This window comes from Burkholderia sp. BKH01, assembly GCF_025685725.1.
Taxonomy (GTDB): Bacteria; Pseudomonadota; Gammaproteobacteria; order Burkholderiales; family Burkholderiaceae; genus Burkholderia; species Burkholderia pyrrocinia_C.
The window spans coordinates 64,458-88,570 of record NZ_JAOTQT010000026.1; the positions used below are offsets into that span (position 1 = coordinate 64,458).

Annotated in this window: 24 protein-coding genes; 14 read left to right on the plus strand and 10 right to left on the minus strand. The window is 68.4% G+C overall.

The genetic code is table 11. The features are described 5' to 3' along the window. Window positions 1-148: 148 nt before the first annotated feature. The 7 genes from kdpE to OEJ37_RS28430 form a co-directional block, all read right to left on the minus strand. Window positions 149-847 carry a two-component system response regulator KdpE gene (gene kdpE / locus OEJ37_RS28400; RefSeq protein ID WP_111016467.1) on the minus strand — a complete coding sequence of 233 codons (699 nt, stop codon included), beginning with the start codon at window positions 845-847 and terminating at the stop codon, window positions 149-151. Then, the gene (locus tag OEJ37_RS28405; protein ID WP_174418207.1) at window positions 840-3,683 is read right to left on the minus strand and encodes a sensor histidine kinase; all 2,844 of its coding nucleotides are present in this window, start codon (window positions 3,681-3,683) and stop codon (window positions 840-842) included. The genes kdpE and OEJ37_RS28405 overlap by 8 nt, the downstream gene beginning before the upstream one ends. Window positions 3,684-3,926: 243 nt before the next feature. Further along, the gene (gene kdpC / locus OEJ37_RS28410; RefSeq protein ID WP_174418206.1) at window positions 3,927-4,508 is read right to left on the minus strand and encodes a potassium-transporting ATPase subunit KdpC; all 582 of its coding nucleotides are present in this window, start codon (window positions 4,506-4,508) and stop codon (window positions 3,927-3,929) included. A gap of 18 nt (window positions 4,509-4,526) precedes the next feature. Next, entirely contained in the window at window positions 4,527-6,611 is a 2,085-nt protein-coding gene (gene kdpB / locus OEJ37_RS28415; protein WP_263347753.1) for a potassium-transporting ATPase subunit KdpB, read from the minus strand. Window positions 6,612-6,665: 54 nt separating this feature from the next. Next, on the minus strand, window positions 6,666-8,471 hold the full coding sequence (gene kdpA / locus OEJ37_RS28420; protein ID WP_263347755.1) for a potassium-transporting ATPase subunit KdpA: 1,806 nt from the start codon (window positions 8,469-8,471) through the stop codon (window positions 6,666-6,668). Continuing rightward, on the minus strand, window positions 8,468-8,560 hold the full coding sequence (gene kdpF / locus OEJ37_RS28425; RefSeq protein WP_006752209.1) for a K(+)-transporting ATPase subunit F: 93 nt from the start codon (window positions 8,558-8,560) through the stop codon (window positions 8,468-8,470). The genes kdpA and kdpF overlap by 4 nt, the downstream gene beginning before the upstream one ends. Before the next feature lie 299 nt (window positions 8,561-8,859). Next, window positions 8,860-9,834 carry a quinone oxidoreductase family protein gene (locus OEJ37_RS28430; protein WP_175919308.1) on the minus strand — a complete coding sequence of 325 codons (975 nt, stop codon included), beginning with the start codon at window positions 9,832-9,834 and terminating at the stop codon, window positions 8,860-8,862. Window positions 9,835-10,101: 267 nt separating this feature from the next. On the opposite strand from OEJ37_RS28430, the gene OEJ37_RS28435 reads away from it, so the two are divergent. After that, the gene (locus tag OEJ37_RS28435) at window positions 10,102-10,509 is read left to right on the plus strand and encodes a hypothetical protein (protein WP_174418202.1); all 408 of its coding nucleotides are present in this window, start codon (window positions 10,102-10,104) and stop codon (window positions 10,507-10,509) included. A gap of 94 nt (window positions 10,510-10,603) precedes the next feature. Here OEJ37_RS28435 and OEJ37_RS28440 read toward each other — a convergent pair whose 3' ends face one another. Both OEJ37_RS28440 and OEJ37_RS28445 read right to left on the minus strand, forming a co-directional pair. Next, complete coding sequence (locus OEJ37_RS28440; RefSeq protein WP_152856404.1) at window positions 10,604-10,996, minus strand: methylglyoxal synthase; 393 nt, start codon at window positions 10,994-10,996, stop codon at window positions 10,604-10,606. A gap of 55 nt (window positions 10,997-11,051) precedes the next feature. Continuing rightward, window positions 11,052-11,831: an SDR family oxidoreductase gene (locus OEJ37_RS28445; RefSeq protein ID WP_174418201.1), complete on the minus strand. Its 780-nt coding sequence runs from the start codon at window positions 11,829-11,831 to the stop codon at window positions 11,052-11,054. A 209-nt stretch (window positions 11,832-12,040) separates the two neighbouring features. Between OEJ37_RS28445 and upp the strand changes: the two genes are divergently transcribed. From upp to OEJ37_RS28510, 13 genes are all read left to right on the plus strand, one after another. Further along, the gene (gene upp / locus OEJ37_RS28450; protein WP_047898646.1) at window positions 12,041-12,691 is read left to right on the plus strand and encodes a uracil phosphoribosyltransferase; all 651 of its coding nucleotides are present in this window, start codon (window positions 12,041-12,043) and stop codon (window positions 12,689-12,691) included. Window positions 12,692-12,912: 221 nt separating this feature from the next. Further along, the gene (locus OEJ37_RS28455) at window positions 12,913-13,641 is read left to right on the plus strand and encodes a YebC/PmpR family DNA-binding transcriptional regulator (RefSeq protein WP_111016453.1); all 729 of its coding nucleotides are present in this window, start codon (window positions 12,913-12,915) and stop codon (window positions 13,639-13,641) included. A gap of 104 nt (window positions 13,642-13,745) precedes the next feature. Further along, window positions 13,746-15,026, plus strand: a complete 1,281-nt coding sequence (gene purD / locus OEJ37_RS28460; RefSeq protein ID WP_131946540.1) for a phosphoribosylamine--glycine ligase — start codon at window positions 13,746-13,748, stop codon at window positions 15,024-15,026. A gap of 118 nt (window positions 15,027-15,144) precedes the next feature. Further along, entirely contained in the window at window positions 15,145-16,068 is a 924-nt protein-coding gene (gene hemF / locus OEJ37_RS28465) for an oxygen-dependent coproporphyrinogen oxidase (protein ID WP_175944955.1), read from the plus strand. A gap of 14 nt (window positions 16,069-16,082) precedes the next feature. Beyond that, the gene (locus OEJ37_RS28470; RefSeq protein ID WP_175944953.1) at window positions 16,083-16,808 is read left to right on the plus strand and encodes a nicotinate-nucleotide adenylyltransferase; all 726 of its coding nucleotides are present in this window, start codon (window positions 16,083-16,085) and stop codon (window positions 16,806-16,808) included. A gap of 4 nt (window positions 16,809-16,812) precedes the next feature. Next, a complete protein-coding gene (gene rsfS, locus OEJ37_RS28475) occupies window positions 16,813-17,262 on the plus strand; it encodes a ribosome silencing factor (protein WP_174418198.1) in 450 nt (149 codons plus the stop codon). 19 nt (window positions 17,263-17,281) lie between these two features. Further along, window positions 17,282-17,752 carry a 23S rRNA (pseudouridine(1915)-N(3))-methyltransferase RlmH gene (gene rlmH, locus OEJ37_RS28480; protein ID WP_006484265.1) on the plus strand — a complete coding sequence of 157 codons (471 nt, stop codon included), beginning with the start codon at window positions 17,282-17,284 and terminating at the stop codon, window positions 17,750-17,752. Between the two features lie 51 nt (window positions 17,753-17,803). Then, window positions 17,804-18,436 carry a Maf family protein gene (locus tag OEJ37_RS28485; protein WP_263347771.1) on the plus strand — a complete coding sequence of 211 codons (633 nt, stop codon included), beginning with the start codon at window positions 17,804-17,806 and terminating at the stop codon, window positions 18,434-18,436. An 8-nt stretch (window positions 18,437-18,444) separates the two neighbouring features. After that, a complete protein-coding gene (gene rng, locus OEJ37_RS28490) occupies window positions 18,445-19,914 on the plus strand; it encodes a ribonuclease G (RefSeq protein ID WP_152856411.1) in 1,470 nt (489 codons plus the stop codon). Between the two features lie 126 nt (window positions 19,915-20,040). Beyond that, on the plus strand, window positions 20,041-20,376 hold the full coding sequence (locus OEJ37_RS28495; RefSeq protein ID WP_174418196.1) for a YggL family protein: 336 nt from the start codon (window positions 20,041-20,043) through the stop codon (window positions 20,374-20,376). Window positions 20,377-20,768: 392 nt separating this feature from the next. Further along, window positions 20,769-21,737, plus strand: coding sequence for a PRC-barrel domain-containing protein (locus OEJ37_RS28500; RefSeq protein WP_175919305.1), 969 nt, complete (start codon window positions 20,769-20,771; stop codon window positions 21,735-21,737). Next, window positions 21,734-23,002 carry an MFS transporter gene (locus tag OEJ37_RS28505; protein WP_174418194.1) on the plus strand — a complete coding sequence of 423 codons (1,269 nt, stop codon included), beginning with the start codon at window positions 21,734-21,736 and terminating at the stop codon, window positions 23,000-23,002. The genes OEJ37_RS28500 and OEJ37_RS28505 overlap by 4 nt, the downstream gene beginning before the upstream one ends. 41 nt (window positions 23,003-23,043) lie before the next feature. Then, window positions 23,044-23,610 (plus strand): FUSC family protein, encoded by a 567-nt coding sequence (locus OEJ37_RS28510; RefSeq protein ID WP_174418253.1) that lies wholly within the window; start codon window positions 23,044-23,046, stop codon window positions 23,608-23,610. Window positions 23,611-23,658: 48 nt separating this feature from the next. On the opposite strand, the gene OEJ37_RS28515 is transcribed toward OEJ37_RS28510, so the two are convergent. Beyond that, complete coding sequence (locus tag OEJ37_RS28515; protein WP_174418193.1) at window positions 23,659-24,042, minus strand: RcnB family protein; 384 nt, start codon at window positions 24,040-24,042, stop codon at window positions 23,659-23,661. Window positions 24,043-24,113: the final 71 nt, after the last annotated feature.

Here is a 24,113-nt window from a genome sequence, read left to right on the forward strand (position 1 = left end):
CGTTGTTTGTTCGCGGAACGGTCAGCATAACGGGGAATGCGCGGCCGGTGTACAAGGCCGGCGCCGGCCGCGCGACTGTCGCGCCGACGCAACCCTGCCGGCGCGCGGCGTCACGCCGGCCCGGGCTACCGCCGCCGCTCGATGCCCGTCACGCGGCGCCGACCAGCCGGTAGCCAACGCCCGTTTCGGTGACGATGTACTCGGGCTGCGCCGGGTCGCGCTCGAGCTTCTGGCGCAGGTGCGCCATGTAGATGCGCAGGTAGTGATGGCTCTCGACGTGCGACGGCCCCCACACGTCGCGCAGCAACTGGCGGTGCGTGAGCACGCGCCCCGCGTGCCGCACGAGCGTCGCGAGCAGCCGGTATTCGAGCGGCGTCAGGTGCACGATCTCGCCGTCGCGCCACACCTGGCGCAGCGCGAGATCGACGCTCACGGTGCCGAAGCTCACCTTCGGCGTCTCGTTCGCGCCGCCCTGGTTGCGCCGGCGCAGTTGCGCGCGGATCCGCGCGCGCAGCTCGGACACGCCGAACGGCTTGGTCAGGTAGTCGTCGGCGCCCGCGTCGAGCGCCGCGACCTTCTCCTCTTCCTGCGTGCGCGCGGACAGCACGATCACCGGCACCTCGGACCAGCCGCGCAGCTCGCGGATCACGTCGAGTCCGTCGGTATCGGGCAGGCCGAGGTCGACGATCACGAGATCGGGCTTGCGCGTCGCCGCGTCGATCAGCCCCTGCTTGCCCGTCTCGGCCTCGAACACGGCGATGTCCTCCTCCTCGAGCGCGGCACGCACGAAGCGGCGGATCTGCTTTTCGTCCTCGATCAGGACAACGGTCAGGCTGGGTTCACTCATGGTCTGGCAATGGCTCGGATGGGGACGATGCGCCCGGCACGTCGGATTCGTCGTCAGGCACGGCGGGCGCGGCCGGCGGTGTCTCGACCGGCAGCGTGAACCAGAAGCGCGCGCCCGTCACGCGGCCGTCGGGCGCGGTGCGGTTGAGCGCGCCGATTCTACCGCCGTGCGCCTCGACGATCGCGCGGCAGATCGCGAGGCCGAGCCCGATGCCCGGCGTCGCCGATTCCTTCTCGCCGCGCGTGAACTTGTCGAAGATTCGCGTTTCCATGCCGGCCGGCAGGCCCGGGCCGTGATCGTCGACGTGCACGCGCACAAACGGCAGCCCGTCGTCGGTCACGCGCTCCGCGCCGATCTCGATCGAGGTGTCGGGCGGCGTGTACTTCGCCGCGTTCTCGAACAGGTTGGTAAAAAGCCGCTCCATCAGCACCGCGTCCATCTGCAGCAGCGGCAGGTCGGCCGGCAGCGACACGCGCGCGGGATGGCGCGCGAGCACGCGCTTGCACGCGGCGAGCGCGGCGCCGACGGTTTCCTCGAGCAGCGACCACTGGCGCTTGAGCTGCAGGCTGCCGGCCTGCAGCCGCGCCATGTCGAGCAGGTTCGTGACGATGCCCGTCATCCGCAGCGCCTCGTCGTGGATCGCGTCGACGAGTTCGCCCTCGCGCTGCGCGAACCGTTCGGCCGCCGCGGCGTCGCCGCCCTGCGCGGCCGCGCGCCCGTTCGCGAGCATCGACGAGAAGCCGACGATCGTCGTGAGCGGCGTGCGCAGGTCGTGCGAGATCGCCGACAGCAGCGAGTTGCGCAGCCGCTCGGATTCCATGTTGACGAGCGCGTCGCGCGCGATCTCGACGTAGTGCACGCGTTCGAGCGCGAGCGCGATCTGCGCGGCGAATGCGTCGAGCATCCGCTGCTGCTCCGGCACCTCGAGTTCGCGCGGCTCGCGCGACACGACCGCGAGCACGCCGCGCGTGCGCATCGGCGCCTTCAGCGGCAGGTACAGCGCGGCCGTTGCGGGCAGCGTGTCGGTACCGCGGCCGGCCGGCTTCTGCTGGTCGTACACCCACTGGCCGACGTCGCTGTCGAGATCGGCGCCCGTCAGCGTGACGGCCGCGTCGGGTTCCTCGATCTTCTGGCGCACCTTGTCCGCGCTGTCGGGCAGCAGGAACGCGACACGCGCGCGGAACACCTCGCCCACGTGGCGGCTGCCGATCTCGACGATCTGCTCGGTCGTCAGCGCCGCGCCCAGCTCGCGCGCCATCGCGTAGATCGCGCCGGTGCGGCGCTCGCGGCGCTGCGCGATGCTCGCCTGGCGCGTCAGCGTCGACGTCAGGTGGCTGATCACGAGCGACGTCAGCAGCATCCCGAAGAAGGTCAGCAGGTATTGCGTGTCGCTGACCGAGAACGACATGCGCGGCGGCACGAAGAAGAAATCGAATGCGGCCACCGACAGGAACGACTGCAGCACGCCCGGGCCGCGCCCGAGCCGCACGGCCGAGAACACGACGCCGAGCAGGTACAGCATCACGAGGTTCGTGAGGTCGAGCCGCTCGGACACGACGTTTGCGACGACGGTGATCGCCGCGCAGATCGCGGCCGCGTACACGTAGTGCCGCGGCGGCGAACGGTGCGTGCCGAACTTCGCGAACGCATCGCGCCAGTCGCGCGCACGCGGGTCGAGCGGCGCCGCGCGCGCCTCGTCGCTCGCGGACGCACGGATCAGCATCAGGTCGACGTCGCCCGCGCGTTCGGCGAGCTGCTCGCCGAACGGCCGCGCGAAGCGGCGCATGAGCCCGACCTTCGGCGAGCCGCCCGCGACGATCTTCGACACGTTGCGCACCTTCGCATAGCCGATCAGCGCGGCGACCGCGTCGCCGCCGGCGAGCGTGGCCGTTTCCGCGCCGAGCTCGGCCGCGAGCTTCAGCGCGTCGAGCGTGCGCTGCCGCTGCGCGTCGGGCAACCGCTGCAGGCGCGGCGTCTCGACATACACGGCGATCCAGTCGGCCTTCAGGCTCGCGGCGAGCCGCGCGGCCGCGCGCACGAGCGTCGGCGCCTCGGCACCCGGACCGACGCATACGAGCAGCCGCTCGCGCGCCTGCCAGATACGCTGGATCGAACGGTCGGCGCGGTATTCGCGCATCTGCGCATCGACGCGGTCGGCCGTGCGCCGCAGCGCCAGCTCGCGCAGTGCGATCAGGTTGCCCTTGCGGAAGAAGTTGCGCACCGCGCGCTCGGCCTGCTGCGCGAGATAGACCTTGCCGTCGCGCATCCGCTCGAGCAGTTCCTCGGCCGGCAGGTCGACGAGCGTGACTTCGTCGGCCGCGTCGAACACGCGGTCGGGCACGGTCTCCCACACGCGGATGCCGGTGATCGCGCCGACCACGTCGTTCAGGCTTTCGAGGTGCTGGACGTTGACGGTCGTATACACGTCGATGCCCGCGTCGAGCAGTTCGTAGACGTCCTGCCAGCGCTTCAGGTGCCGTGCGCCCTGCACGTTCGAATGCGCGAGTTCGTCGACGAGGATCAGTTGCGGCTGGCGCGCAAGCGCGCCATCGAGATCGAATTCGGCGAGCGTGCGGCCGCGATAGTCGATGCGCGCGAGCGGCAGCACGTCGAAACCGTCGAGCAGCGCGGCGGTTTCGCTGCGGCCGTGGGTCTCGACGATGCCGACGACGACGTCGACGCCGTCCTGCAGGCGCTGGCGCGCGGCCTGCAGCATCGCGTAGGTCTTGCCGACGCCGGCCGATGCGCCGAAGAAGATCTTGAGCTGGCCGCGCCGCTGCTTTTCTTCGTCTCGCTGCAGCTTGTCGAGGAGTTGGTCTGGATCGGGACGGTTCATTCGTCAGGAAGGCGGAGCGCCCGGATGCGCGCGAGTACGAGCATTGTTGTTCTAAATCGCCGCAAAAGGCAAAGACGGCGCATGCGCCGTCGGAAAAAATGCGTCCGGGCAACCGCCATCCGGCGCGGCTCGGGCCGCGCCGGATGCCCGGATGCCCGGATGCCCGGATGCCCGGATGCCCGGATGCCCGGATGCCTGGATGCCTGGATGCCCGGATGCCGGGCCGGAAGCCCGGACGCGCGATCAGTGCGCGGCCTGCGCCGCGTCGAGCGCGAGGTTCAGCTTCAGCACGTTCACGCGCGGCTCGCCGAGCACGCCGAGCTGGCGACCCGTCGTGTTCGCGGCGACGATCTGCGCGACCGCGTCGGGCGCCAGGTTGCGCGCCTTCGCGACACGCTCGACCTGGTACGCGGCGGCGGCCGGCGTGATCTCCGGATCGAGGCCGCTCGCCGACGCCGTCACGAGGTCGACCGGCACGGGCTTCGACATGTCGGTGCCGGCATCGCGCAGCGCGGCGATGCGCCCCTTCACCTGGTCGGCGAGCGACGGGTTCAGCGGGCCGAGGTTCGAGCCGCCGGAACCGGTCGCGTTGTACGGCATCGGCGACGTGGCCGACAGCCGGCCCCAGAAGTACTTCGGCGCATCGAACTGCTGGCCGATCAGCGCGGAGCCGACCGCCTTGCCGTCCTTCTCGATCAGGCTGCCGTTCGCCTGCGACGGGAACACGGCCTGGCCGAACACGGTCATCACGGCCGGGTAGGCGAGCCCCGTCACGGCGGTCAGGACGACAAAGATCACGACGAGCGGACGAATCAACGTTTTCATGATGTTTCCTTCAAGACCTCAGGCCCAGCCGAGTGCGGCGAGCGTCATGTCGATCAGCTTGATGAACGGGAACGGCAGCAGCAAGCCGCCGAGGCCGTACACGAGCAGGTTGCGGCGCAGCAGCGACGCGGCGCCGAGCGGCCGGTACGCGACGCCCTTCAGCGCGAGCGGGATCAGCGCGACGATGATCAGCGCGTTGAAGATCACCGCCGACAGGATCGCGGACGCCGGCGACGTCAGGTGCATGATGTCGAGCACGCGCAACTGCGGGTACGTCGTCACGAACGCGGCCGGGATGATCGCGAAGTACTTCGCGATGTCGTTCGCGATCGAGAACGTCGTCAGCGAACCGCGCGTCATCAGCATCTGCTTGCCGATCTCGACGATCTCGATCAGCTTCGTCGGGTTCGAATCGAGGTCGACCATGTTGCCCGCTTCCTTCGCGGCCTGCGTGCCCGTGTTCATCGCGACCGCCACGTCGGCCTGCGCGAGCGCCGGCGCGTCGTTCGTGCCGTCGCCCGTCATCGCGACGAGGCGCCCCGCCGCCTGATGCTCGCGAATCGTCGTGAGCTTGGTTTCCGGCGTCGCTTCCGCGAGGAAATCGTCGACGCCCGCTTCCGCCGCGATCGCCGCGGCCGTCAGCCGGTTGTCGCCCGTCACCATCACCGTCTTGATGCCCATCTTGCGCAGTTCCGCGAAGCGCTCCTTGATGCCGCCCTTCACGATGTCCTTCAGCTCGATCACGCCGAGCACGCGCGCCGCCCCCTCATGCAGGTCGGCCACGACGAGCGGCGTGCTGCCGCGGCGCGCGACGTCGTCGACCGCGCGGCGCACTTCTTCCGGGAAGCGGCTGCCGTGCGTCTCGACGTAGCGGCGGATCGCGTCGGCCGCGCCCTTGCGGATCTCGCGGCCGGGCAGGTCGACACCGCTCATCCGGGTCTGCGCGGAGAAGCCGATGAACGTCGCGTGCAGTTGCCCCATGTCGCGCTGGCGAATGTTGAAGCGCTCCTTCGCGAGCACGACGATGCTGCGGCCTTCCGGCGTTTCGTCGGCGAGCGACGACAGTTGCGCGGCATCGGCCAGCGCTTCCTCGGTCACGCCCGGCGCGGGCACGAACGTCGATGCCTGGCGGTTGCCGAGCGTGATCGTGCCGGTCTTGTCGAGCAGCAGCACGTCGACGTCGCCGGCCGCCTCCACCGCGCGGCCCGACGTCGCGATCACGTTTGCCTGCATCATCCGGCTCATCCCCGCCACGCCGATCGCGGACAACAGCCCGCCGATCGTCGTCGGGATCAGGCACACGAGCAGCGCGACGAGCGCGGTGATCGTCACCACGTGGCCGGACTTCATCGCTTCGACCGCGAACGTCGAGAACGGCAGCAGCGTCGCGGTCGCGAGCAACATCACGATCGTCAAGGCCACCAGCAGGATCGTCAGCGCGATTTCGTTCGGCGTCTTCTTTCGCTTCGCGCCTTCGACCATCGCGATCATCCGGTCGAGGAACGCCTCGCCCGGATTGACGGCAACCCGCACGACGATCCAGTCGGACAGCACGCGCGTGCCGCCCGTCACCGACGAGAAGTCGCCGCCCGATTCGCGGATCACCGGCGCGGATTCGCCGGTGATCGCCGATTCGTCGACCGATGCAACGCCGTCGACGACCTCGCCGTCGGCCGGGATCACGTCGCCGGTCTCGACGAGCACGACGTCGCCACGGCGCAGGTCGGATGCGGTCATGATGCGGATCGGCGACTTCGGATGCGGCTCGTTGAGCTTCTTCGCCATCACGTCTTTCTTCGCGCTGCGCAGCGATGCGGCCTGCGCCTTCGAGCGCCCTTCGGCGAGCGCTTCGGCGAAGTTCGCGAACAGCACCGTGAACCACAGCCACAGCGCGATCGCGAGGATGAAGCCCGAGGGCGCCTCGGCCTGGCCGGCGAGCGCCGCGATCCACAGGATCGTGGTCAGGATGCTGCCGACGTACACGCAGAACATCACCGGGTTGCGGAACTGCGTGCGCGGCGTGAGTTTCTTGAACGAATCCACGATCGCCGGGCGCAGCAGCGCCGGATCGAACATGGACCGTGTTGCGGAATGTTGAGTCATTGCGATCTCTTCAATCTCTTCAGTCTTTTCAATGTGTGACCATGCGGGCGCGCGTCATGCGCCCAGCCACATCATCAGGTGCTCGACGCCGGGGCCGAGCGCAAGCGCCGGCACATAGGTCAGCGCGCCCACCAGCAGCACGGTGCCGAGCAGCAGCACGACGAACAGCGGGCCGTGCGTCGGCAGCGTGCCGCTCGTCACCGCGATGCGCTTCTTCGCGGCGAGCGAGCCGGCGATCGCCAGCACCGGCACGATCGTGCCGAAGCGGCCGAACCACATCGCGATCGCGGTCATCCAGTTGTAGAACGGCGTGCCGACCGTCAGGCCCGCGAACGCGCTGCCGTTGTTGTTCGCGGCCGAGCTGAATGCGTACAGGATTTCCGAGAAGCCGTGCGGGCCCGGGTTCGCGATGCCGGCCTTGCCTGCATCGGCGAGCACCGCGATCGACGTGCCGACCAGCACCAGCAGCGGCGTGAGCAGCACGACGATCGACACCATCTTCATCTCGTACGACTCGATCTTCTTGCCGACGTATTCCGGCGTGCGGCCGATCATCAGGCCGGCGACGAACACCGCGAGCAGCGCGAACACGAGCATCCCGTAGAGACCCGAGCCGACCCCGCCGTAGACCACCTCGCCGAGCTGCATCAGCAACATCGGCACGAGCCCGCCGAGCGGCGTCAGCGAATCGTGCATCGTGTCGACCGCACCGCACGACGCGGCCGTCGTCGCGACCGTGAAGATGCCGCTCTGCGCGATCCCGAAACGCGTTTCCTTGCCTTCCATGTTGCCGCCCGACTGCAGCGCGCTCGCCGACTGGTCGACGTGCAGCGCGGCGAGCGTCGGGTTGCCGGCCTGCTCGGCGTTTACCTCGACGCCGACCGCGACCGCGAACGCAACCGTCATCGCCGCGAGCACCGCGATGCCCTGGCGGCGGTCGCCGATCACGCGGCCGAACACGAGGCACAGCGCGGCCGGGATGATCAGGATCGAGAAGATCTGCAGGAAGTTCGCGAACGGCGTCGGATTCTCGTACGGGTGCGCCGAGTTCGCGTTGAAGAAGCCGCCACCGTTGGTGCCGAGCATCTTGATCGCTTCCTGCGACGCGACCGGGCCCATCGCGAGCGTCTGCTTCGTGAGCGGGGTCGGCACCGTCACCGGGTTGCCCTTGTCGTCCTTCACCGGGTTGCCCTGCGCGTCGAGTTTCGGCGCCGCGTAGGTACTGGCTTGCAGCACCGGCACGTCCTGGTAAGCCTTCATGTTCTGGATCACGCCCTGGCTCATCAGCAGCGCGGCGACGATCATCGACATCGGCACGAGCACGTACATCGTCACGCGCGTGAGGTCGACCCAGAAGTTGCCGATGGTCTGCGACGTATGTCGCGCGAAGCCACGGATCAGCGCGATCACCACCGCGATGGCAGTCGCGGCCGACAGGAAGTTCTGCACGGTGAAGCCGAGCATCTGCGCCAGATAGCTGACGGTCTGCTCCGGTGTGTAGTCCTGCCAGTTCGTGTTGGTGACGAAGCTGACGGCCGTGTTGAACGCACCGTCGACCGTCATCGCGCCGAACTGCTGCGGGTTGCCGGGCAGGAAGCCCTGCAGGCGCAGCAGGCCATAGAGGAACAGCGCGCCGAGCGCGTTGAACGCGATCGTCGCGATCGCGTACTGCTTCCAGTTCATCTCGCTGCCGGCGTCGACGCCGGCGATGCGGTACAGCGCGCGTTCGAGCGGCCCGAACACGCGCACGACGCGCGAGCTGCCGTCCATCACCGCCGTCAGGTAGCGCGCGACCGGCACGGCCGCCGCCAGCAGCACGACGATGAAGAGCAGCATCTGCAACAGGTTGTTCGCGTTCATTCGATGTCCTCCGCGCGCAGCAGCGCAAAGACGAGATACGCGAACAGCAGGGCCGTCGATGCGCCCGCCAGCCAAAGCATCCAGGTCATGCTCGCCCCCCGCGACCGTATTGCACGAGCTTCTCGCAACCGGCAATCAAACCGAGGATCAGCGCGGTGAAAAGCACCAGGGCGCCGATAAAAACCCCATCCATTTTTGTGTTCTCCGTCGTCGAAGTCAGACGACTAGAACCTTATGGGAACGCACGTAAAGGACGGGTCAAAGGTATCGGGGCGGATATAAAAAACGTGTAAACGCGAGGCGGGAGAAAAACGGAGGCAGGACGGGCGGCGCCGCAGCACCGCCCGCGAAGGCGCGTGCCGGCATGGCGCCGGCACGAAAGGAACGCTCAGGGAACGAGGATCGTCGAGCCGGTGGTCTTGCGCGCTTCGAGATCTTCATGCGCGCGGCCGACTTCCGCGAGCGGATAACGCTGGTTGATGCTCGTCTTCACCTTGCCCGACAGCAGCACGTCGAACAGCTCGGCGGCGGCGGCTTCGAGATCGGCGCGCTTCGCGATGTACGAGAACAGCGTCGGCCGCGTGAAGAACAGCGAGCCGCGCGACGAGAACTCCTTCGAGTCGATCGGCGGCAGCGGGCCCGACGCATTGCCGAAGCTGACGAACAGCCCGAGCGGTGCAAGGCTGTCGAGCGAGCCGATGTAAGTGTCCTTGCCGATCGAATCGTAGACGACCGGCACGCCCGCGCCGCTCGTGATCTCCTTCACGCGCTGCGTGAAGTTCTCGCGCGTATAGACGACCGGATGGTCGCAGCCGTGCGCCTTCGCCAGCTCGGCTTTCTCGTCGGAGCCGACCGTGCCGATCACGGTCGCGCCGAGCGCCTTCGCCCACTGGCACACGAGCAGGCCGACGCCGCCGGCCGCCGCGTGGATCAGGATCGTGTCGCCGGCCTTCACCCGGTACGTGCGGCGCAGCAGGTAGTGCGCGGTCAGGCCCTGCAGCATCACCGACGCCGCATCGTCGTAGCTGATGCCGTCCGGCAGCTTCACGAGCCGCTCGGCCGGCATCACGCGCTCCTGCGCATACGCGCCGGGCGGCTGCCCGACATAGGCGACCCGGTCGCCCACCTCGAGCGCGGTCACGCCGTCGCCGACGGCCGTCACCTCGCCCGCCGCCTCCATCCCGAGGCCGCCGGGCAGCGGCTGCGGATAGAGGCCCGTGCGGAAATACACGTCGATGTAGTTGAGCCCGACCGCGTGCTGCCGGATGCGGACTTCGCCCGCCTTCGGCTCGCCGACCTCGACATCGACCCACTTCATCACGTCGGGGCCGCCCGGTTGGTCGTATCGGATTGCTTTCGGCATGCGTCGTACTCCTGGATGGGATGTTCAAGGGAGAGTCGGCCGTCTGACGACGGAATGCATGATTGTCGCGCGTTGGCGAATTCCTTGCTCGCATCGGGAAGGCGGCGAGGCGGCTAGCTGCGATCGATCAAACAGGCCCGCTCGATAAAACCGCATGAAAGCATAAAGATAGGCTCATGTATGCCGTAAAGAAAGAGATCGGCCAATCACGCCGATGTGCAAATGTGCCGTCCAACTTCAATCACAATCAAACCGAGGATCCGAGTCATGCGCATTCCCGTCGTTGCATCCGTCCTGCTTGCCCTGGTCTCCTACACCGCACAAGCCGCCACTTCGGTCATGATCGACGCGAAGCAGAACTGCCTTCAAAACGCGATCACGCCAGGCCCGTCATACGGCAGTTCGGCGGCCTTTCAGCTCGCCCCTGGCCGCTACGTAATGTCGCTGTCGACGAACGCCATGAGCTGCACGGGCGGAAGCGGTTGCCTGATCGACAGCGTGCATGTGGTGGGCGGCATGGGCACTTCGCGATGGGGCGTGTCGGTGACGAAGCAGCCGATCATCGTCGACGTACCTCCTGTCGCGAGCGTCCTCACCCTGTGGGGCTTCGTCACCGACGACGCCTGCTCCGACAATACCGGGCAAGCCACCCTGCTGATCCAGACGGCCAACTGATCCGCCCGCGGCGATTCAACCCTGAAAGTGCACGAACGGCCGCCGACGGCCGCACCGTCGCAATCGTTCGAGCAGCGGGCGGCGAGGCCGGTGCCTAGCAGACGTCCTGCATGTTCCGCGCCAGATCGTCGAGCAGCATCCGCGCCGTCGCAACGTTGGTCGCGACCGGCACGTCGTGCACGTCGCATGCGCGCACGAGCGCGGTGATGTCGGGGTCGTGCGGCTGCGCGGTCATCGGGTCGCGCAGGAACACGACGATGTCGATGCGGCCGTCGGCCAGCTCCGCGCCGATCTGCAGGTCGCCGCCGAGCGGCCCCGACAGCTTGCGCTCGACCTCCAGCCCGTGCGCGGCCGCGATGCGGCCGCCCGTCGTGCCCGTCGCGACCAGCCGGCATTGCGCGAGCGTCTCGCGAAATTGACCCGCGAGCGCGACGATCTCGTCCTTCTTCGCGTCGTGCGCAATCAGTGCGATGCGGGGTTTGCTCATCTCCGGTTCCTTTGTCGTTTGGTTTTTGTCGTGATCGTGATTCGGCGAGCGCGCGTCAGAACGTGCCCGGATACGCGCCGCCGTCGAGCAGCCAGTTCTGCCCGGTGATATAGCCGGCATGTACGCTGCACAGGAACGCGCACGCCGCGCCGAATTCCTCGCGCGTGCCGAGGCGGCCGGCCGGGATGTCCTTCGTGCGCCGCGCGCGCATTTCGTCGACCGTCACGCCCTGCGCCTGCGCCGACGCCTCGAGCGTGGTCGCGATCCGGTCGGTGTCGAACAGCCCCGGCAGCAGGCTGTTGATCGTCACGCCCTGGCCGGCGACCTTGCGCGACAGCCCCGCGACGAAACCGGTCAGCCCCGAGCGCGCGCCGTTCGACAGCGCGAGCACGTCGATCGGCGCCTTCACGGCCGAACTCGTGATGTTGACGATCCGGCCGAAGCCACGCGCGATCATCCCGTCGATGGTCGCGCGGATCAGCTCGATCGGCGTCAGCATGTTCGACTCGAGCGCGCGGATCCAGTCGTCGTGCGAGAAGTCGCGGAAGTCGCCCGGCGGCGGGCCGCCCGCATTGTTCACGAGAATGTCCGGCTGCGGGCACGCGGCAAGCGCGGCCGCCCGCCCGTCGGGCGTCGTGATGTCGCACGCGACCGCCGTGACCGACACGCCCGACGCCGCGCGGATCGCGTCGGCGGTGGCTTCGAGCGTGTCGCGCGTGCGCGCGACGATCACGAGGTTCACGCCCTCGGCGGCCAGCGCTTCCGCGCAGCCGCGCCCGAGGCCCTTGCTTGCCGCGCACACGAGCGCGGTCTTTCCTGCGATGCCGAGATCCATCGTCGACTCCCTGGTGGCGACGCGCGCCGATGCGGCCCCGTGTCGCGCCGGTGGGCGGGCGAACGGGCGCGCGCGGCGCGCGGATTGTCGTGAGACGTCGATAATATCCGGATCATGCGACGCGCCTTGGTAAAATTGCGGCCATAAGCGGCGGCCGGCTTGCGCCCGCCACCGCACCGATCCCCTTTTGCCGCCAGGGCGCCCCCGTCATGAAACAGGACAGCCGTTTCCCGAATCTCTTCATCCTCGATCACCCGCTGATCCAGCACAAGCTCACCCACATGCGCGACAAGGACACGTCGACGCGCACGTTCCGCGAACTGCTGCGCGAGATCACGCTGCTGATGGGCTATGAGATCACCCGTAACCTGCCGATCACGACCAGACGGGTCGAAACTCCGCTCGTCGAGGTCGATGCACCCGTGATCGCGGGCAAGAAGCTCGCGATCGTGCCCGTGCTGCGCGCGGGCATCGGGATGTCGGACGGCCTGCTCGACCTGGTCCCGTCCGCGCGCGTCGGCCACATCGGCGTGTACCGCGCCGAAGACCACCGCCCGGTCGAATATCTCGTGCGCCTGCCCGACCTCGAGGACCGCATCTTCATCCTGTGCGACCCGATGGTCGCGACCGGCTATTCGGCCGTGCATGCGGTCGACGTGCTCATGCGCCGCAACGTGCCGGCCGCGAACATCATGTTCGTCGCGCTCGTCGCCGCGCCCGAGGGCGTGCAGGTGTTCCAGGACGCGCACCCGGACGTGAAGCTGTATGTGGCTTCGCTCGATTCGCACCTGAACGAGCACGCGTACATCGTGCCGGGCCTCGGCGACGCGGGCGACCGCCTGTTCGGCACCAAGAACTGACGTGCCTGCGCGGCCGCGCGGCGCGCCGTCGGGTGCCCCGCCGCAGCCGGCCCGGCCGTTCGGCCATGCGCGGCGGCCCCGATTCGACGGTCGCCGCGTGATAAAATCTCGATCCACTCGACACGCGCGGCCCCGCGGCTTCACGCCCGCCGAAACGGCCGCCGATTCAACGACACATTGGCACAATCGCCCGCGCAGCGCGCCCGGGCACGGAGAAAGGTATGGCTGGTCATTCGAAATGGGCCAACATCAAGCATAAGAAGGCAGCGGCCGACGCGAAGCGCGGCAAGGTCTGGACCCGCCTGATCAAGGAAATCCAGGTCGCGGCCCGCCTCGGCGGCGGCGACGTCGGCTCGAACCCGCGCCTGCGTCTCGCGGTCGACAAGGCGGCCGACGCGAACATGCCGAAGGACAACGTCAAGCGCGCGATCGATCGCGGCGTCGGCGGCGCGGACGGCGCGAACTACGAGGAAATCCGCTACGAAGGCTACGGCATCAGCGGCGCGGCGATCATCGTCGACACGCTGACCGACAACCGCACCCGTACGGTCGCGGAAGTTCGCCACGCGTTCTCGAAGTTCGGCGGCAACATGGGCACCGACGGCTCGGTCGCGTTCATGTTCGATCACGTCGGCCAGTTCCTGTTCGCGCCCGGCACGTCGGAAGACGCGCTGATGGAAGCCGCGCTCGAAGCCGGCGCGAACGACGTGAACACGAACGACGACGGCTCGATCGAAGTGCTGTGCGACTGGCAGGAATTCTCGAAGGTGAAGGACGCGCTCGAAGCTGCCGGCTTCAAGGCCGAACTCGCCGAAGTGACGATGAAGCCGCAAAACGAAGTCGAATTCACCGGCGACGACGCGGCGAAGATGCAGAAGCTCCTGGACGCGCTCGAGAACCTCGACGACGTGCAGGACGTGTATACGAACGCCGTCATCGTCGAGGAATGAAATGCCGGCCGCCGTGCTCCTGTCGCGGCGGCGGCCCGACCGAATCCGCGGCCGGCGCGCCTGAGCGTGCCGGCCGCCCTGTTTTCTAGTCTGCGGGGAATCCCATGAAACTACTCGTCGTTGGCTCCGGCGGCCGCGAACATGCGCTGGCGTGGAAGCTCGCGCAGTCGCCGCGCGTCCAGATGGTCTACGTCGCACCCGGCAATGGCGGCACGGCGCAGGACGAGCGTCTGAAGAACGTCGACATCACGTCGCTCGACGAACTCGCCGATTTCGCGGAACGCGAAGGCGTCGCGTTCACGCTCGTCGGGCCGGAAGCACCGCTCGCGGCCGGCATCGTCAACCTGTTCCGCGCACGCGGCCTGAAGGTGTTCGGCCCGACCCGCGAAGCCGCGCAGCTCGAAAGCTCGAAGGATTTCGCGAAGGCGTTCATGAAGCGTCACGGCATCCCGACGGCCGACTACGAGACCTTCTCCGATGCGGCTGCCGCCCACGCGTACATCGACGCGAAGGGTGCGCCGATCGTCGTGAAGGCCGACGGCCTCGCGGCCGGCAAGGGTGTCGTCGTCGCGATGACGCTCGAAGAGGCGCATGCCGCCGTCGACATGATGCTGTCGGGCAACAAGCTCGGCGACGCCGGCGCGCGCGTCGTGATCGAGGAATTCCTCGACGGCGAGGAAGCGAGCTTCATCGTGATGGTCGACGGCAAGCACGCGCTGGCGCTGGCGTCCAGCCAGGACCACAAGCGCCTGCTCGACGAGGACCGCGGCCCGAACACCGGCGGCATGGGCGCATATTCGCCCGCGCCGATCGTCACGCCGCAGATGCACGCACGTGTGATGCGCGAAATCATCATGCCGACCGTGCGCGGGATGGAGAAGGACGGCATCCGTTTCACGGGTTTCCTGTATGCGGGCCTGATGATCGACAAGGAAGGCAATCCGCGCACGCTCGAGTTCAACTGCCGGATGGGTGACCCGGAAACGCAGCCGATCATGGCGCGCCTGAAGAGCGATTTCTCGAAGGTCGTCGAACAGGCGATCGCGGGCACGCTCGACACGGTCGAGCTCGACTGGGACCGCCGCACCGCGCTCGGCGTCGTGCTGGCCGCGCACGGCTACCCGGACGCGCCGCGCAAGGGCGACCGCATCAACGGGATCCCGGCCGAGACCGAACAGGCCGTCACGTTCCATGCGGGCACGACGCTCGGCGATGGCGACAAGCTGGTGACGTCCGGCGGCCGCGTGCTGTGCGTGGTCGGCCTCGCCGATTCGGTGCGCGAAGCGCAGCAGCATGCGTACGACACGATCAACCAGATCAATTTCGAAGGCATGCAGTACCGCCGCGACATCGGTTTCCGCGCGCTCAACCGCAAGAGCGTGTGACGATCGCTTCGGGCACGCCGCAAGGCTGCGCGCCCGCTCCTCTGCCGGGGTTCGATAGAATGCCCGGCAGATGCCTTTTTTACGGCCCCCGCTTCGAGCGGGGGCACCCAGTCCAGACATGACCGATTCGACCTACGACGTGGCGCGCGTGCGCACGTACCTCCAGGGCCTGCAGGCACGCATCGCCGACGCGCTCGGCGCGCTCGACGGCACGCCGCTCGCGACCGACGCCTGGCAGCGCGGGCCGACCGAGCGCCTGCGCGGTGGCGGCTGCACGCGGATTCTCGAAGGCGGCCGCGTGTTCGAACGCGCGGGAATCGGCTTTTCCGACGTCGCCGGCGACGCGCTGCCGCCGTCGGCGAGCGCGGCGCGCCCGCAGCTCGCGGGCCGCGGCTTCGAGGCGCTCGGCGTGTCGCTCGTGCTGCACCCGCGCAATCCGTACTGCCCGACCGTGCACATGAATGTGCGGATGCTGATCGCGACGAAACCGGGCGAGGATCCCGTGTTCTGGTTCGGCGGCGGCATGGATCTGACACCGGTTTACGGCTTCGAGGACGACGCGCGGCATTTCCACCAGACCTGCAAGGATGCGCTCGACCCGTTCGGCGCCGAGCTCTACCCGCGCTTCAAGAAATGGTGCGACGAGTATTTCTTCCTGAAGCACCGCAACGAGATGCGCGGCATCGGCGGGATCTTCTTCGACGATTTCTCCGAGCCCGGTTTCGAACGCTCGTTTGACATGATGCAAAGCGTCGGCGACGCGTTCCTGCAGGCCTACCTGCCGATCGTCGAGCGCCGCGCCGACCTGCCGTACGGCGAGCGCGAGCGCGACTTCCAGGCCTACCGCCGCGGCCGTTACGTCGAATTCAACCTCGTGTTCGACCGTGGCACGCTGTTCGGCCTGCAAAGCGGCGGCCGGACCGAGTCGATCCTGATGTCGATGCCGCCGGTCGCGAACTGGCGCTACAACTGGCAGCCCGAACCGGGAACGCCTGAAGCGCGCCTGTACAGCGACTTCATCGTGCCGCGCGACTGGGTCTGAGCCCGCGCGCCCCGATGCCCCAAGAAAAGGACGCGTTTCTGGACACCACCGCCCGCCCCGCCCCGCTGCCGCGTCGTATCGGCTTGCTGGGCGGCACTTTCGACCCGATCCACGACGGCCATCTCGCGCTCGCGCGCCGGTTTGCCAAACTGCTCGGGCTGACCGAGCTCGTGCTGCTGCCCGCCGGGCAGCCGTACCAGAAGCGCGACGTGTCGGCCGCCGAGCACCGGCTCGCGATGACGCGCGCGGCCGCGGATTCGCTCGTGCTGCCGGGCGTGACCGTGACCGTCGCGACCGACGAGATCGAGCACGCCGGCCCGACCTACACGGTCGACACGCTCGCGCGCTGGCGCGAGCGTGTCGGCCCGGATGCGTCGCTGTCGCTGCTGATCGGCGCCGACCAGCTCGTGCGCCTCGACACGTGGCGCGACTGGCGCAAGCTGTTCGACTACGCGCACATCTGCGCGTCGACGCGCCCGGGCTTCGAGCTCGGCGCGGCGCCGCCGGAGGTTGCGCGGGAAATCGCCGCGCGGCAGGCCGGCGCCGACGTGCTGAAGGCCACGCCGGCCGGCCGCCTGCTGATCGACACGACCCTCGCGTTCGACATCGCCGCGACCGACATCCGCGCGCACCTGCGCGAATGCATCGCGCGCCATGCGCAAATGCCCGACGCATCGGCCGAACATGTACCGGCCGCCGTATGGGCCTATATTCTTCAACATCGCCTCTACCACACCTGATTCCATGGATATTCGCAAACTGCAGCGCGTGATCGTCGACGCCCTCGAAGACGTCAAGGCGCAAGACATCAAGGTGTTCAACACCAGCCACCTGACCGAACTGTTCGACCGCGTGGTCGTCGCATCGGGCACCTCCAACCGCCAGACCAAGGCCCTCGCGTCGAGCGTGCGCGACAAGGTCAAGGAAGCCGGCGGCGACATCGTCAGCTCCGAGGGCGAGGAAACCGGCGAATGGGTGCTCGTCGACTGCGGCGACGCCATCGTGCACATCCTGCAGCCGGCCCTGCGCCAGTACTACAACCTCGAGGAAATCTGGGGCGACAAGCCCGTACGGATGAAGCTCGGCGGCGGCAAGGGCCAGAACGGCTTCGCAACGGCCAGCGAAGACGACGACGAAGAGGAAGAAGCCGCGCCGGCCCGCCCGGCACGCAAGACGGCCGCCCGCCGCCGTTAAGTCGTCACGAATCGTCCCGATGAAGCTTTTCATCCTCGCGGTCGGCCACAAGATGCCGGGCTGGATCGCATCCGGCTTCGACGAATACACGAAGCGGATGCCGCCCGAGCTGCGCATCGAGCTGCGCGAGATCAAGCCCGAACTACGCTCGGGCGGCCGTAGCGCCGAGAGCGTGATGGCGGCCGAGCGGCAGAAGATCGAGGCCGCGCTGCCGAAGGGCGCGCGGCTCGTCGCGCTCGACGAGCGCGGCCGCGACTGGACCACGATGCAGCTCGCGCAGGCGCTGCCCGGCTGGCAGCAGGACGGCCGCGACGTCGCGTTCGTGATCGGCGGCGCCGACGGGCTCGATCCGGAACTGAAAGCGCGCGCCGACGTGCTGTTGCGCATCTCGAGCATGACGCTGCCGCACGGGATGGTGCGCGTGCTGCTCGCCGAACAGCTTTACCGGGCGTGGAGCATCACGCAGAATCACCCCTACCACCGCGCATGACGCGTCGTCCTCGCGACGCGCGCCTCGCGCGCTCACCGAGATAACGACACCATGCCGTCCAGCACGTCCCCCGCGCTTTTCCCGATCCTTTACCTCGCTTCGCAAAGCCCGCGCCGCCAGGAGCTGCTGCAGCAGATCGGCGTACGCTTCGAGCTGCTGCTGCCGCGCCCCAACGAGGACGCCGAGGCGCTCGAAGCCGAACTGCCCGGCGAAGCCGCCGATGCGTACGTGCGGCGCGTGACCGTCGCGAAGGCCGAAGCCGCGCGTGCGCGCCTCGTCGCGAGCGGCAAGCCGGCCGCGCCGGTGCTGGTTGCCGACACGACCGTCACGATCGATGGCGCGATCCTCGGCAAACCGACCGACGCCGATGACGCACTCGCGATGCTGACGCGCCTCGCGGGCCGCGAACACGCGGTGCTGACCGCCGTCGCCGTGATCGATGCCCGCGGCGAACTGCTGCCGCCGGCGCTGTCGCGCTCGTCGGTGCGCTTCGCGGCGGCGCCGCGCGACGCCTATGCGCGCTACGTCGAAACGGGCGAGCCGTTCGGCAAGGCCGGCGCGTATGCGATCCAGGGACGCGCGGCCGAATTCATCGAGCGGATCGACGGTTCCCATTCGGGTATCATGGGTCTGCCCCTTTTTGAGACCGCGGCGCTGTTGCGCGCCGCGCGTGTCGCCTTCTGAAGCCCACCATGAACGAAGAAATCCTGATCAACCTCACGCCGCAGGAAACGCGGGTCGCACTCGTCCAGCAAGGCGCGGTGCAGGAGCTTCACGTCGAGCGCACGCTGTCGCGCGGGCGGGTCGGCAACATCTATCTCGGCAAGGTCGTGCGCGTGCTGCCCGGCATGCAGTCTGCGTTCATCGACATCGGCCTCGAGCGCGCGGCGTTCCTGCACGTCGCCGACATCTGGCATCCTCGCCTCGCGGGCGAGCCGCAATCGAGCGCGCCGCACCAGCCGATCGAGAAGACCGTGTTCGAGGGCCAGACGCTGATGGTCCAGGTGATCAAGGATCCGATCGGCACGAAGGGCGCGCGGCTGTCGACGCAGGTCAGCATCGCGGGCCGTACGCTCGTCTACCTGCCGCAAGAGCCGCATATCGGCATCTCGCAGAAGATCGAGAGCGAGGCCGAGCGCGAGGCCGTGCGCGCGCGCCTGACGGCCGTGATCCCGCCGGACGAGAAAGGCGGCTACATCGTGCGCACGATCGCCGAGGATGCGACCTCCGACGAGTTGGCCGGCGACGTCACGTACCTGCGCAAGACATGGGCGACGATCGTAGGGCTTGCGCAGCGGCTGCCGGCGACGAGCCTGCTGTACCAGGATCTCGATCTCGCGCAGCGCGTGCTGCGCGATTTCGCGAACGACGACACGACGCGCATCCAGGTCGATTCGCGCGAGACGTACCAGCGGCTCTCCGAATTCGCGTCCGAGTTCACGCCGGCCGTGAGCCCGAAGCTGCACCACTACACGGGCGAGCGTCCGCTGTTCGACCTGTACAACATCGAGACGGAGATCCAGCGCGCGCTGTCGCGCCGCGTCGACCTGAAGTCGGGCGGCTACCTGATGATCGACCAGACCGAGGCGATGACGACGATCGACGTGAACACGGGCGGCTACGTCGGCGCGCGCAACTTCGACGACACGATCTTCAAGACCAACCTCGAGGCCGCGCACACGATCGCGCGGCAGCTGCGGCTGCGCAACCTCGGCGGGATCATCATCATCGACTTCATCGACATGGAGAACGCCGAGCATCGCGACGCGGTGCTGTCCGAGCTGAAGAAGGCGCTGTCGCGCGACCGCACGCGCGTGACGGTCAACACGTTCTCGCAGCTCGGGCTCGTCGAGATGACGCGCAAGCGCACGCGCGAATCGCTCGCGCACGTGCTGTGCGAGCCGTGCCCGACCTGCCAGGGCAAGGGCCAGGTGAAGACGTCGCGCACCGTGTGCTACGACATCCTGCGCGAGATCCTGCGCGAATCGCGACAGTTCAACCCGCGCGAATTCCGCGTGATCGCCGCGCAGCAGGTGATCGATTTGTTCCTCGACGAGGAGTCGCAGCATCTCGCGATGCTGATCGACTTCATCGGCAAACCGGTATCGCTGCAGGTCGAATCGAACCTGAGCCAGGAGCAGTACGATATCGTGCTGATGTAACGTTCCGCCCATCCGCCGCCGGCATCGCCGCGCGGCGCTTCGATGCGGCGCCCGGGCCGCTCGCGCATCCCGCGCCAGCGCCCGCCGCCGCCCTTTTACTTACCCTTTTCGTATTCATCACGCACCATGAGCCAAGGCCACAACCGCCGCCAGCGCAAGAAACTCCATATCGGCGAGTTCCAGGAACTCGCGTTCAACGCGACCGCGCATTACCGCAACGAGATGACCGACCTCGAACGCGGCCAGCTGATCGACGCATTCATCGACTTCGTCGAAGCGAACGGCCTGCTGACCGTCGCGTCCGCGGACGAAGGCATCGGCGCCTACGTGATCTCCGGCGCGCCGCGCGGCACGACGACCGACGCCGATCGCGAGATCGTGCGCGGCTGGCTGGCCGCACGGCCGGAACTGACCGACGTCAAGGTCAGCGAATTCACCGACGCGTGGTATCCGGACGCCTGACCTTCCGGTTTCCCCCTGCAGCGGGCAGCGCCCGCGCCTGCCCGCCGTAACGGCGGGCCAGGCCGGCGCCTGGATGTCCCGCCTTCTCTTCCACCTCCCTTATCCGTCTCCCGACACCCCGCAACCGGCACCGGCTCGCACGATTCACGCCGTGTCGACCGTGAATACCCCTAATCAGTCGCCGCAACCTCGACCTCAACCGTCATTCGGCATCCCCCGCCCCGCCTCCGATCCCTTCCTTTTCCCGACAATCCGCCTCCAAACGGCCATCGAAATCGGTCCTGAAAGCAAGACACGTTAAACTCTCACCTCGCGTGGTGCGCCGCCCGCACCCGCCATCCATCGCCAGCCGCGTGCCCTCGGGCCGCCCCCGACCCATGGAGTGAGTGTCAATGAGCGGCGGACTTCCGTTTCCCGCATCCCGCAAGTCGTTTCCGTCGTCGACGGTCTTCCTGATTCTCGCCGCCGCCGTGCTGCTGTCCGGCTGCGGGCTGCTGCCGGTCCAGAATCCGCCCGCGCCGATCAGCGAGGCGCTCGTCGAACCCGTCGAGGAAACCGCCGGCGAGCCGCTGACGATGCCGCCCGTGCCGGCGCCGACGCAGCCGGAAGAACCGGAAGCGCCGAAGAAGCCGCATCGCGAGGTGACGCGGCCGAAGCCCGTGCAGCGCCCCGAAACGCCGACGCCGCCGCCTCCGCCGCCCGCGCCGCTCGTCGCGACGCGCACGCTCGACCGCACCCAGATCCACGCGCTGCTCGACAGCGAAGTTGCGCGCCGCAACGGCAAGGTGATCGGCCGCGCGGTCGACATGGTGGCCGACGCGAGCGGCAAGCCGCGCGAGATGGTCGTCAATCTGCAGGGTTTCATGGGCGTCGGCGACCGCAAGGTCATCTTCCCGTGGAACGTGTTCCGCTTCACGCCGGGCGGCAAACAGGAGCCGATCGTGCTCGACGTGCCGTCGGGCGACCTGCCGCCCGCCGCGCGGCCGAAGGCCGTGCCGCTGTCGGGCTCCGCCGCGGCATCGCCCACGACGCGGCTGCCGATGCTCGACAGCGATGTCGAGCGCCCGAACGGCACGAAGATCGGCCGCATCGTCGACGTGCTGATCGACCGCGCCGCGCAACCGCAGGCCGTCGTGCTCGACCTCGGCGGGCTCGTCAATACCGACCGCCGCTCGATCGCCGCGAACTGGGCCGCGCTGCGCTTCGTCACGCGCGACAAGGCGCTGCATCCGCAGCTCGACCTGAACGACGCGCAGATCAAGGCGTCGCCGCCCTACGCGGCCGACAAGCCGATCGTCGCGGTCTCGCCGCCGCCCCCTGCCGCCCCCGTGCCGGCTTCGTCTGCGAGTGCCACGCGATGACGATCAAGCATTCCGTCAGCGTTCGCAGTCTGCGGTCCCTCGACTGGCTCAACTTCTTCGTTGCAAACGTTCAAACCGGGTTCGGTCCGTTCATCGCGTCCTACCTCGCGTCGCACAAGTGGACGCAGGGCGAGATCGGCATGGTGCTGTCGATCGGCACGATCAGCGCGATGGTCAGCCAGGTGCCGGGCGGCGCGGCCGTCGATGCGCTGAAGAACAAGAAAGGCGCGGCCGCGTGGGCGATCGCGGCCATCATCCTGTCCGCGGTGCTGCTCGCGTCGAGCCCGACGATCGTGCCGGTGATCGCCGCCGAGGTGTTCCACGGTTTCGCGAGCTGCATGCTCGTGCCGGCGATGGCCGCGATCTCGTTCTCGCTCGTCGGCCGCGCCGATCTCGGCGACCGGCTCGGCCGCAATGCGCGCTGGGCGTCGATCGGCAGCGCGGTCGCGGCGGGCCTGATGGGGCTCACCGGCGAATACTTCTCCGCGCGCGCGGTGTTCTGGTTGACCGCGGTGCTGGCGCTGCCCGCGCTGTTCGCGCTCGCGATGATCCAGCCGACGCACGAGGTGATTCCGCAGTCGTCGAAGCCCGACGACCATGGCGATCACGACGAAGCCGGCGAGCGCGAAACGCTGCTCGAACTGCTGCGCGACCGCCGGATGCTGATCTTCGCAGCGTGCGTCGTGCTGTTCCACCTGTCGAACGCGGCGATGCTGAACCTTGCGGCCGGCGAAGTCACGGCCGGGATGGGCGAGAACGTGCAGCTCGTGATCGCCGCGTGCATCATCGTGCCGCAAGCGATCGTCGCGATGCTGTCGCCGTGGGTCGGCCGCTCCGCGCAACGCTGGGGCCGCCGGCCGCTCCTGCTGCTCGGCTTCTCCGCGCTGCCGGTGCGCGCGCTGCTGTTCGCCGGCGTGAGCAGCCCGTACCTGCTCGTGCCCGTGCAGATGCTCGACGGCATCAGCGCGGCCGTGTTCGGCGTGATGCTGCCGCTGATCGCGGCCGACGTCGCGGGCGGCAAGGGCCGCTATAACCTGTGTATCGGGCTGTTCGGGCTCGCGGCCGGGATCGGCGCGACGCTCAGCACGGCCGCGGCCGGCTATGTCGCCGATCACTTCGGCAACACGGTCAGCTTCTTCGGGCTCGCGGGCGCGGGTGCGCTCGCGGTGCTGCTGGTCTGGCTCGTGATGCCCGAAACGCGCGTCGAGAACGGCGACGCGGCGGCCGACGAGCCGGCCGCCGCGTCTCCTGAACAGGCGCACTGAGGCCGGCGCGCCGCCGTTACCCGCTTCTTGGCCAACTCATGATGGATACGATCAGGACACTCAACGAAGCCCGCCAGCAGATCCAGCAGTCGGTCTTCGATCTGTTCAAGGGACTGACCTTCGGCGAGCGTTTCGTGCAAGGCGTGCTGATGGCCGTCCAGGCCGTCTGCGGCGCGTGCCTCGCGTACACGATCGGGCGTGCGCTGCACACCGAGCAGGCCGTGTGGGCGGCGATCACCGCGATCGCGGTCACGCAGCACAACTACTCCGACACGATGTCGCTGTCGCGCGACCAGTTCATCGGCGCGATGATCGGCGGCGTGCTCGGCTTCGCGGGCGCCGCGCTCGGCGGCGATCGCCTCGTCGCCTATGCGCTCGCGGTCGCGCTCACGATCGTCTGCTGCTGGTGCCTGAACGTGGGCAGCGCGGCACGGCTCGGCGGCGTGACCGCGACGATCGTGCTGCTGTTTCCGGGCAACGGCCCGCTGTGGGACATTCCGCTGATGCGGCTCGGCGAGGTGACGCTCGGCACCGTGTGCGCGCTGGGCGTGTGCTGGGGGATGTCGAGAATCGAGCGACGCTGGTTCCGCCGCGCGGCGGCAAAATGACGCGGCTGCCGGGCGCGAGCCCGGCAACCGGATGAACGGCGGGAAACGTTACTCGCCGATCTGCAGCACGATGCCCGAGCCGATCTGCACGAGCAGGTGATCGCCGCCCACGCCGACCCAGTGATAACCGCGCGGCGGCGGGCTCAGGTGGTAACCGCGCCAGTCGTCGATCACGTACTGGCGGTCGCGGAATTCGTCGGGCAACCGGTCGCCCTTGTGCCAGTCGCGGCGCGGCTGGTCGGCCCAGCGCGGCGGCACGTCATCCTCGCGGTGCATCGCCTGGCCGGGCGGCATGTGTTTCGGGCCATGGCCGCGATGCATGCCGTGATTGTCGTGGTTGTCGTAACCGCCGTGATCCTGCGCCATCGCGGCCGGCGCGGCAAAACCCGCAGCGATCAGCGCGGCCAGCATCATGCTGTGCATCTTCTTCATCGTGCCTTCCCTCCGTGTTGTCACGTCGTAGCAAACGTACCGGGCCTGCTCAATCAAGACTAGCACACCGA

Excerpts from the sequence above, each read along its gene's own strand:
- OEJ37_RS28455 (WP_111016453.1), top strand. The coding sequence starts at position 12,913 with ATGGCTGGTCATTCGAAATGGGCCAACATCAAGCATAAGAAGGCAGCG.
- upp (WP_047898646.1), top strand. The coding sequence starts at position 12,041 with ATGAAACAGGACAGCCGTTTCCCGAATCTCTTCATCCTCGATCACCCG.
- OEJ37_RS28495 (WP_174418196.1), top strand. The coding sequence starts at position 20,041 with ATGAGCCAAGGCCACAACCGCCGCCAGCGCAAGAAACTCCATATCGGC.
- kdpB (WP_263347753.1), bottom strand. The coding sequence starts at position 6,611 with ATGACTCAACATTCCGCAACACGGTCCATGTTCGATCCGGCGCTGCTG.
- purD (WP_131946540.1), top strand. The coding sequence starts at position 13,746 with ATGAAACTACTCGTCGTTGGCTCCGGCGGCCGCGAACATGCGCTGGCG.
- rng (WP_152856411.1), top strand. The coding sequence starts at position 18,445 with ATGAACGAAGAAATCCTGATCAACCTCACGCCGCAGGAAACGCGGGTC.
- OEJ37_RS28470 (WP_175944953.1), top strand. The coding sequence starts at position 16,083 with ATGCCCCAAGAAAAGGACGCGTTTCTGGACACCACCGCCCGCCCCGCC.
- OEJ37_RS28485 (WP_263347771.1), top strand. The coding sequence starts at position 17,804 with ATGCCGTCCAGCACGTCCCCCGCGCTTTTCCCGATCCTTTACCTCGCT.
- hemF (WP_175944955.1), top strand. The coding sequence starts at position 15,145 with ATGACCGATTCGACCTACGACGTGGCGCGCGTGCGCACGTACCTCCAG.
- OEJ37_RS28435 (WP_174418202.1), top strand. The coding sequence starts at position 10,102 with ATGCGCATTCCCGTCGTTGCATCCGTCCTGCTTGCCCTGGTCTCCTAC.
- OEJ37_RS28510 (WP_174418253.1), top strand. The coding sequence starts at position 23,044 with ATGGATACGATCAGGACACTCAACGAAGCCCGCCAGCAGATCCAGCAG.
- OEJ37_RS28430 (WP_175919308.1), bottom strand. The coding sequence starts at position 9,834 with ATGCCGAAAGCAATCCGATACGACCAACCGGGCGGCCCCGACGTGATG.
- rsfS (WP_174418198.1), top strand. The coding sequence starts at position 16,813 with ATGGATATTCGCAAACTGCAGCGCGTGATCGTCGACGCCCTCGAAGAC.
- OEJ37_RS28405 (WP_174418207.1), bottom strand. The coding sequence starts at position 3,683 with ATGAACCGTCCCGATCCAGACCAACTCCTCGACAAGCTGCAGCGAGAC.
- kdpA (WP_263347755.1), bottom strand. The coding sequence starts at position 8,471 with ATGAACGCGAACAACCTGTTGCAGATGCTGCTCTTCATCGTCGTGCTG.
- kdpC (WP_174418206.1), bottom strand. The coding sequence starts at position 4,508 with ATGAAAACGTTGATTCGTCCGCTCGTCGTGATCTTTGTCGTCCTGACC.
- OEJ37_RS28515 (WP_174418193.1), bottom strand. The coding sequence starts at position 24,042 with ATGAAGAAGATGCACAGCATGATGCTGGCCGCGCTGATCGCTGCGGGT.
- kdpE (WP_111016467.1), bottom strand. The coding sequence starts at position 847 with ATGAGTGAACCCAGCCTGACCGTTGTCCTGATCGAGGACGAAAAGCAG.
- OEJ37_RS28440 (WP_152856404.1), bottom strand. The coding sequence starts at position 10,996 with ATGAGCAAACCCCGCATCGCACTGATTGCGCACGACGCGAAGAAGGAC.
- OEJ37_RS28505 (WP_174418194.1), top strand. The coding sequence starts at position 21,734 with ATGACGATCAAGCATTCCGTCAGCGTTCGCAGTCTGCGGTCCCTCGAC.
- kdpF (WP_006752209.1), bottom strand. The coding sequence starts at position 8,560 with ATGACCTGGATGCTTTGGCTGGCGGGCGCATCGACGGCCCTGCTGTTC.
- OEJ37_RS28500 (WP_175919305.1), top strand. The coding sequence starts at position 20,769 with ATGAGCGGCGGACTTCCGTTTCCCGCATCCCGCAAGTCGTTTCCGTCG.
- rlmH (WP_006484265.1), top strand. The coding sequence starts at position 17,282 with ATGAAGCTTTTCATCCTCGCGGTCGGCCACAAGATGCCGGGCTGGATC.
- OEJ37_RS28445 (WP_174418201.1), bottom strand. The coding sequence starts at position 11,831 with ATGGATCTCGGCATCGCAGGAAAGACCGCGCTCGTGTGCGCGGCAAGC.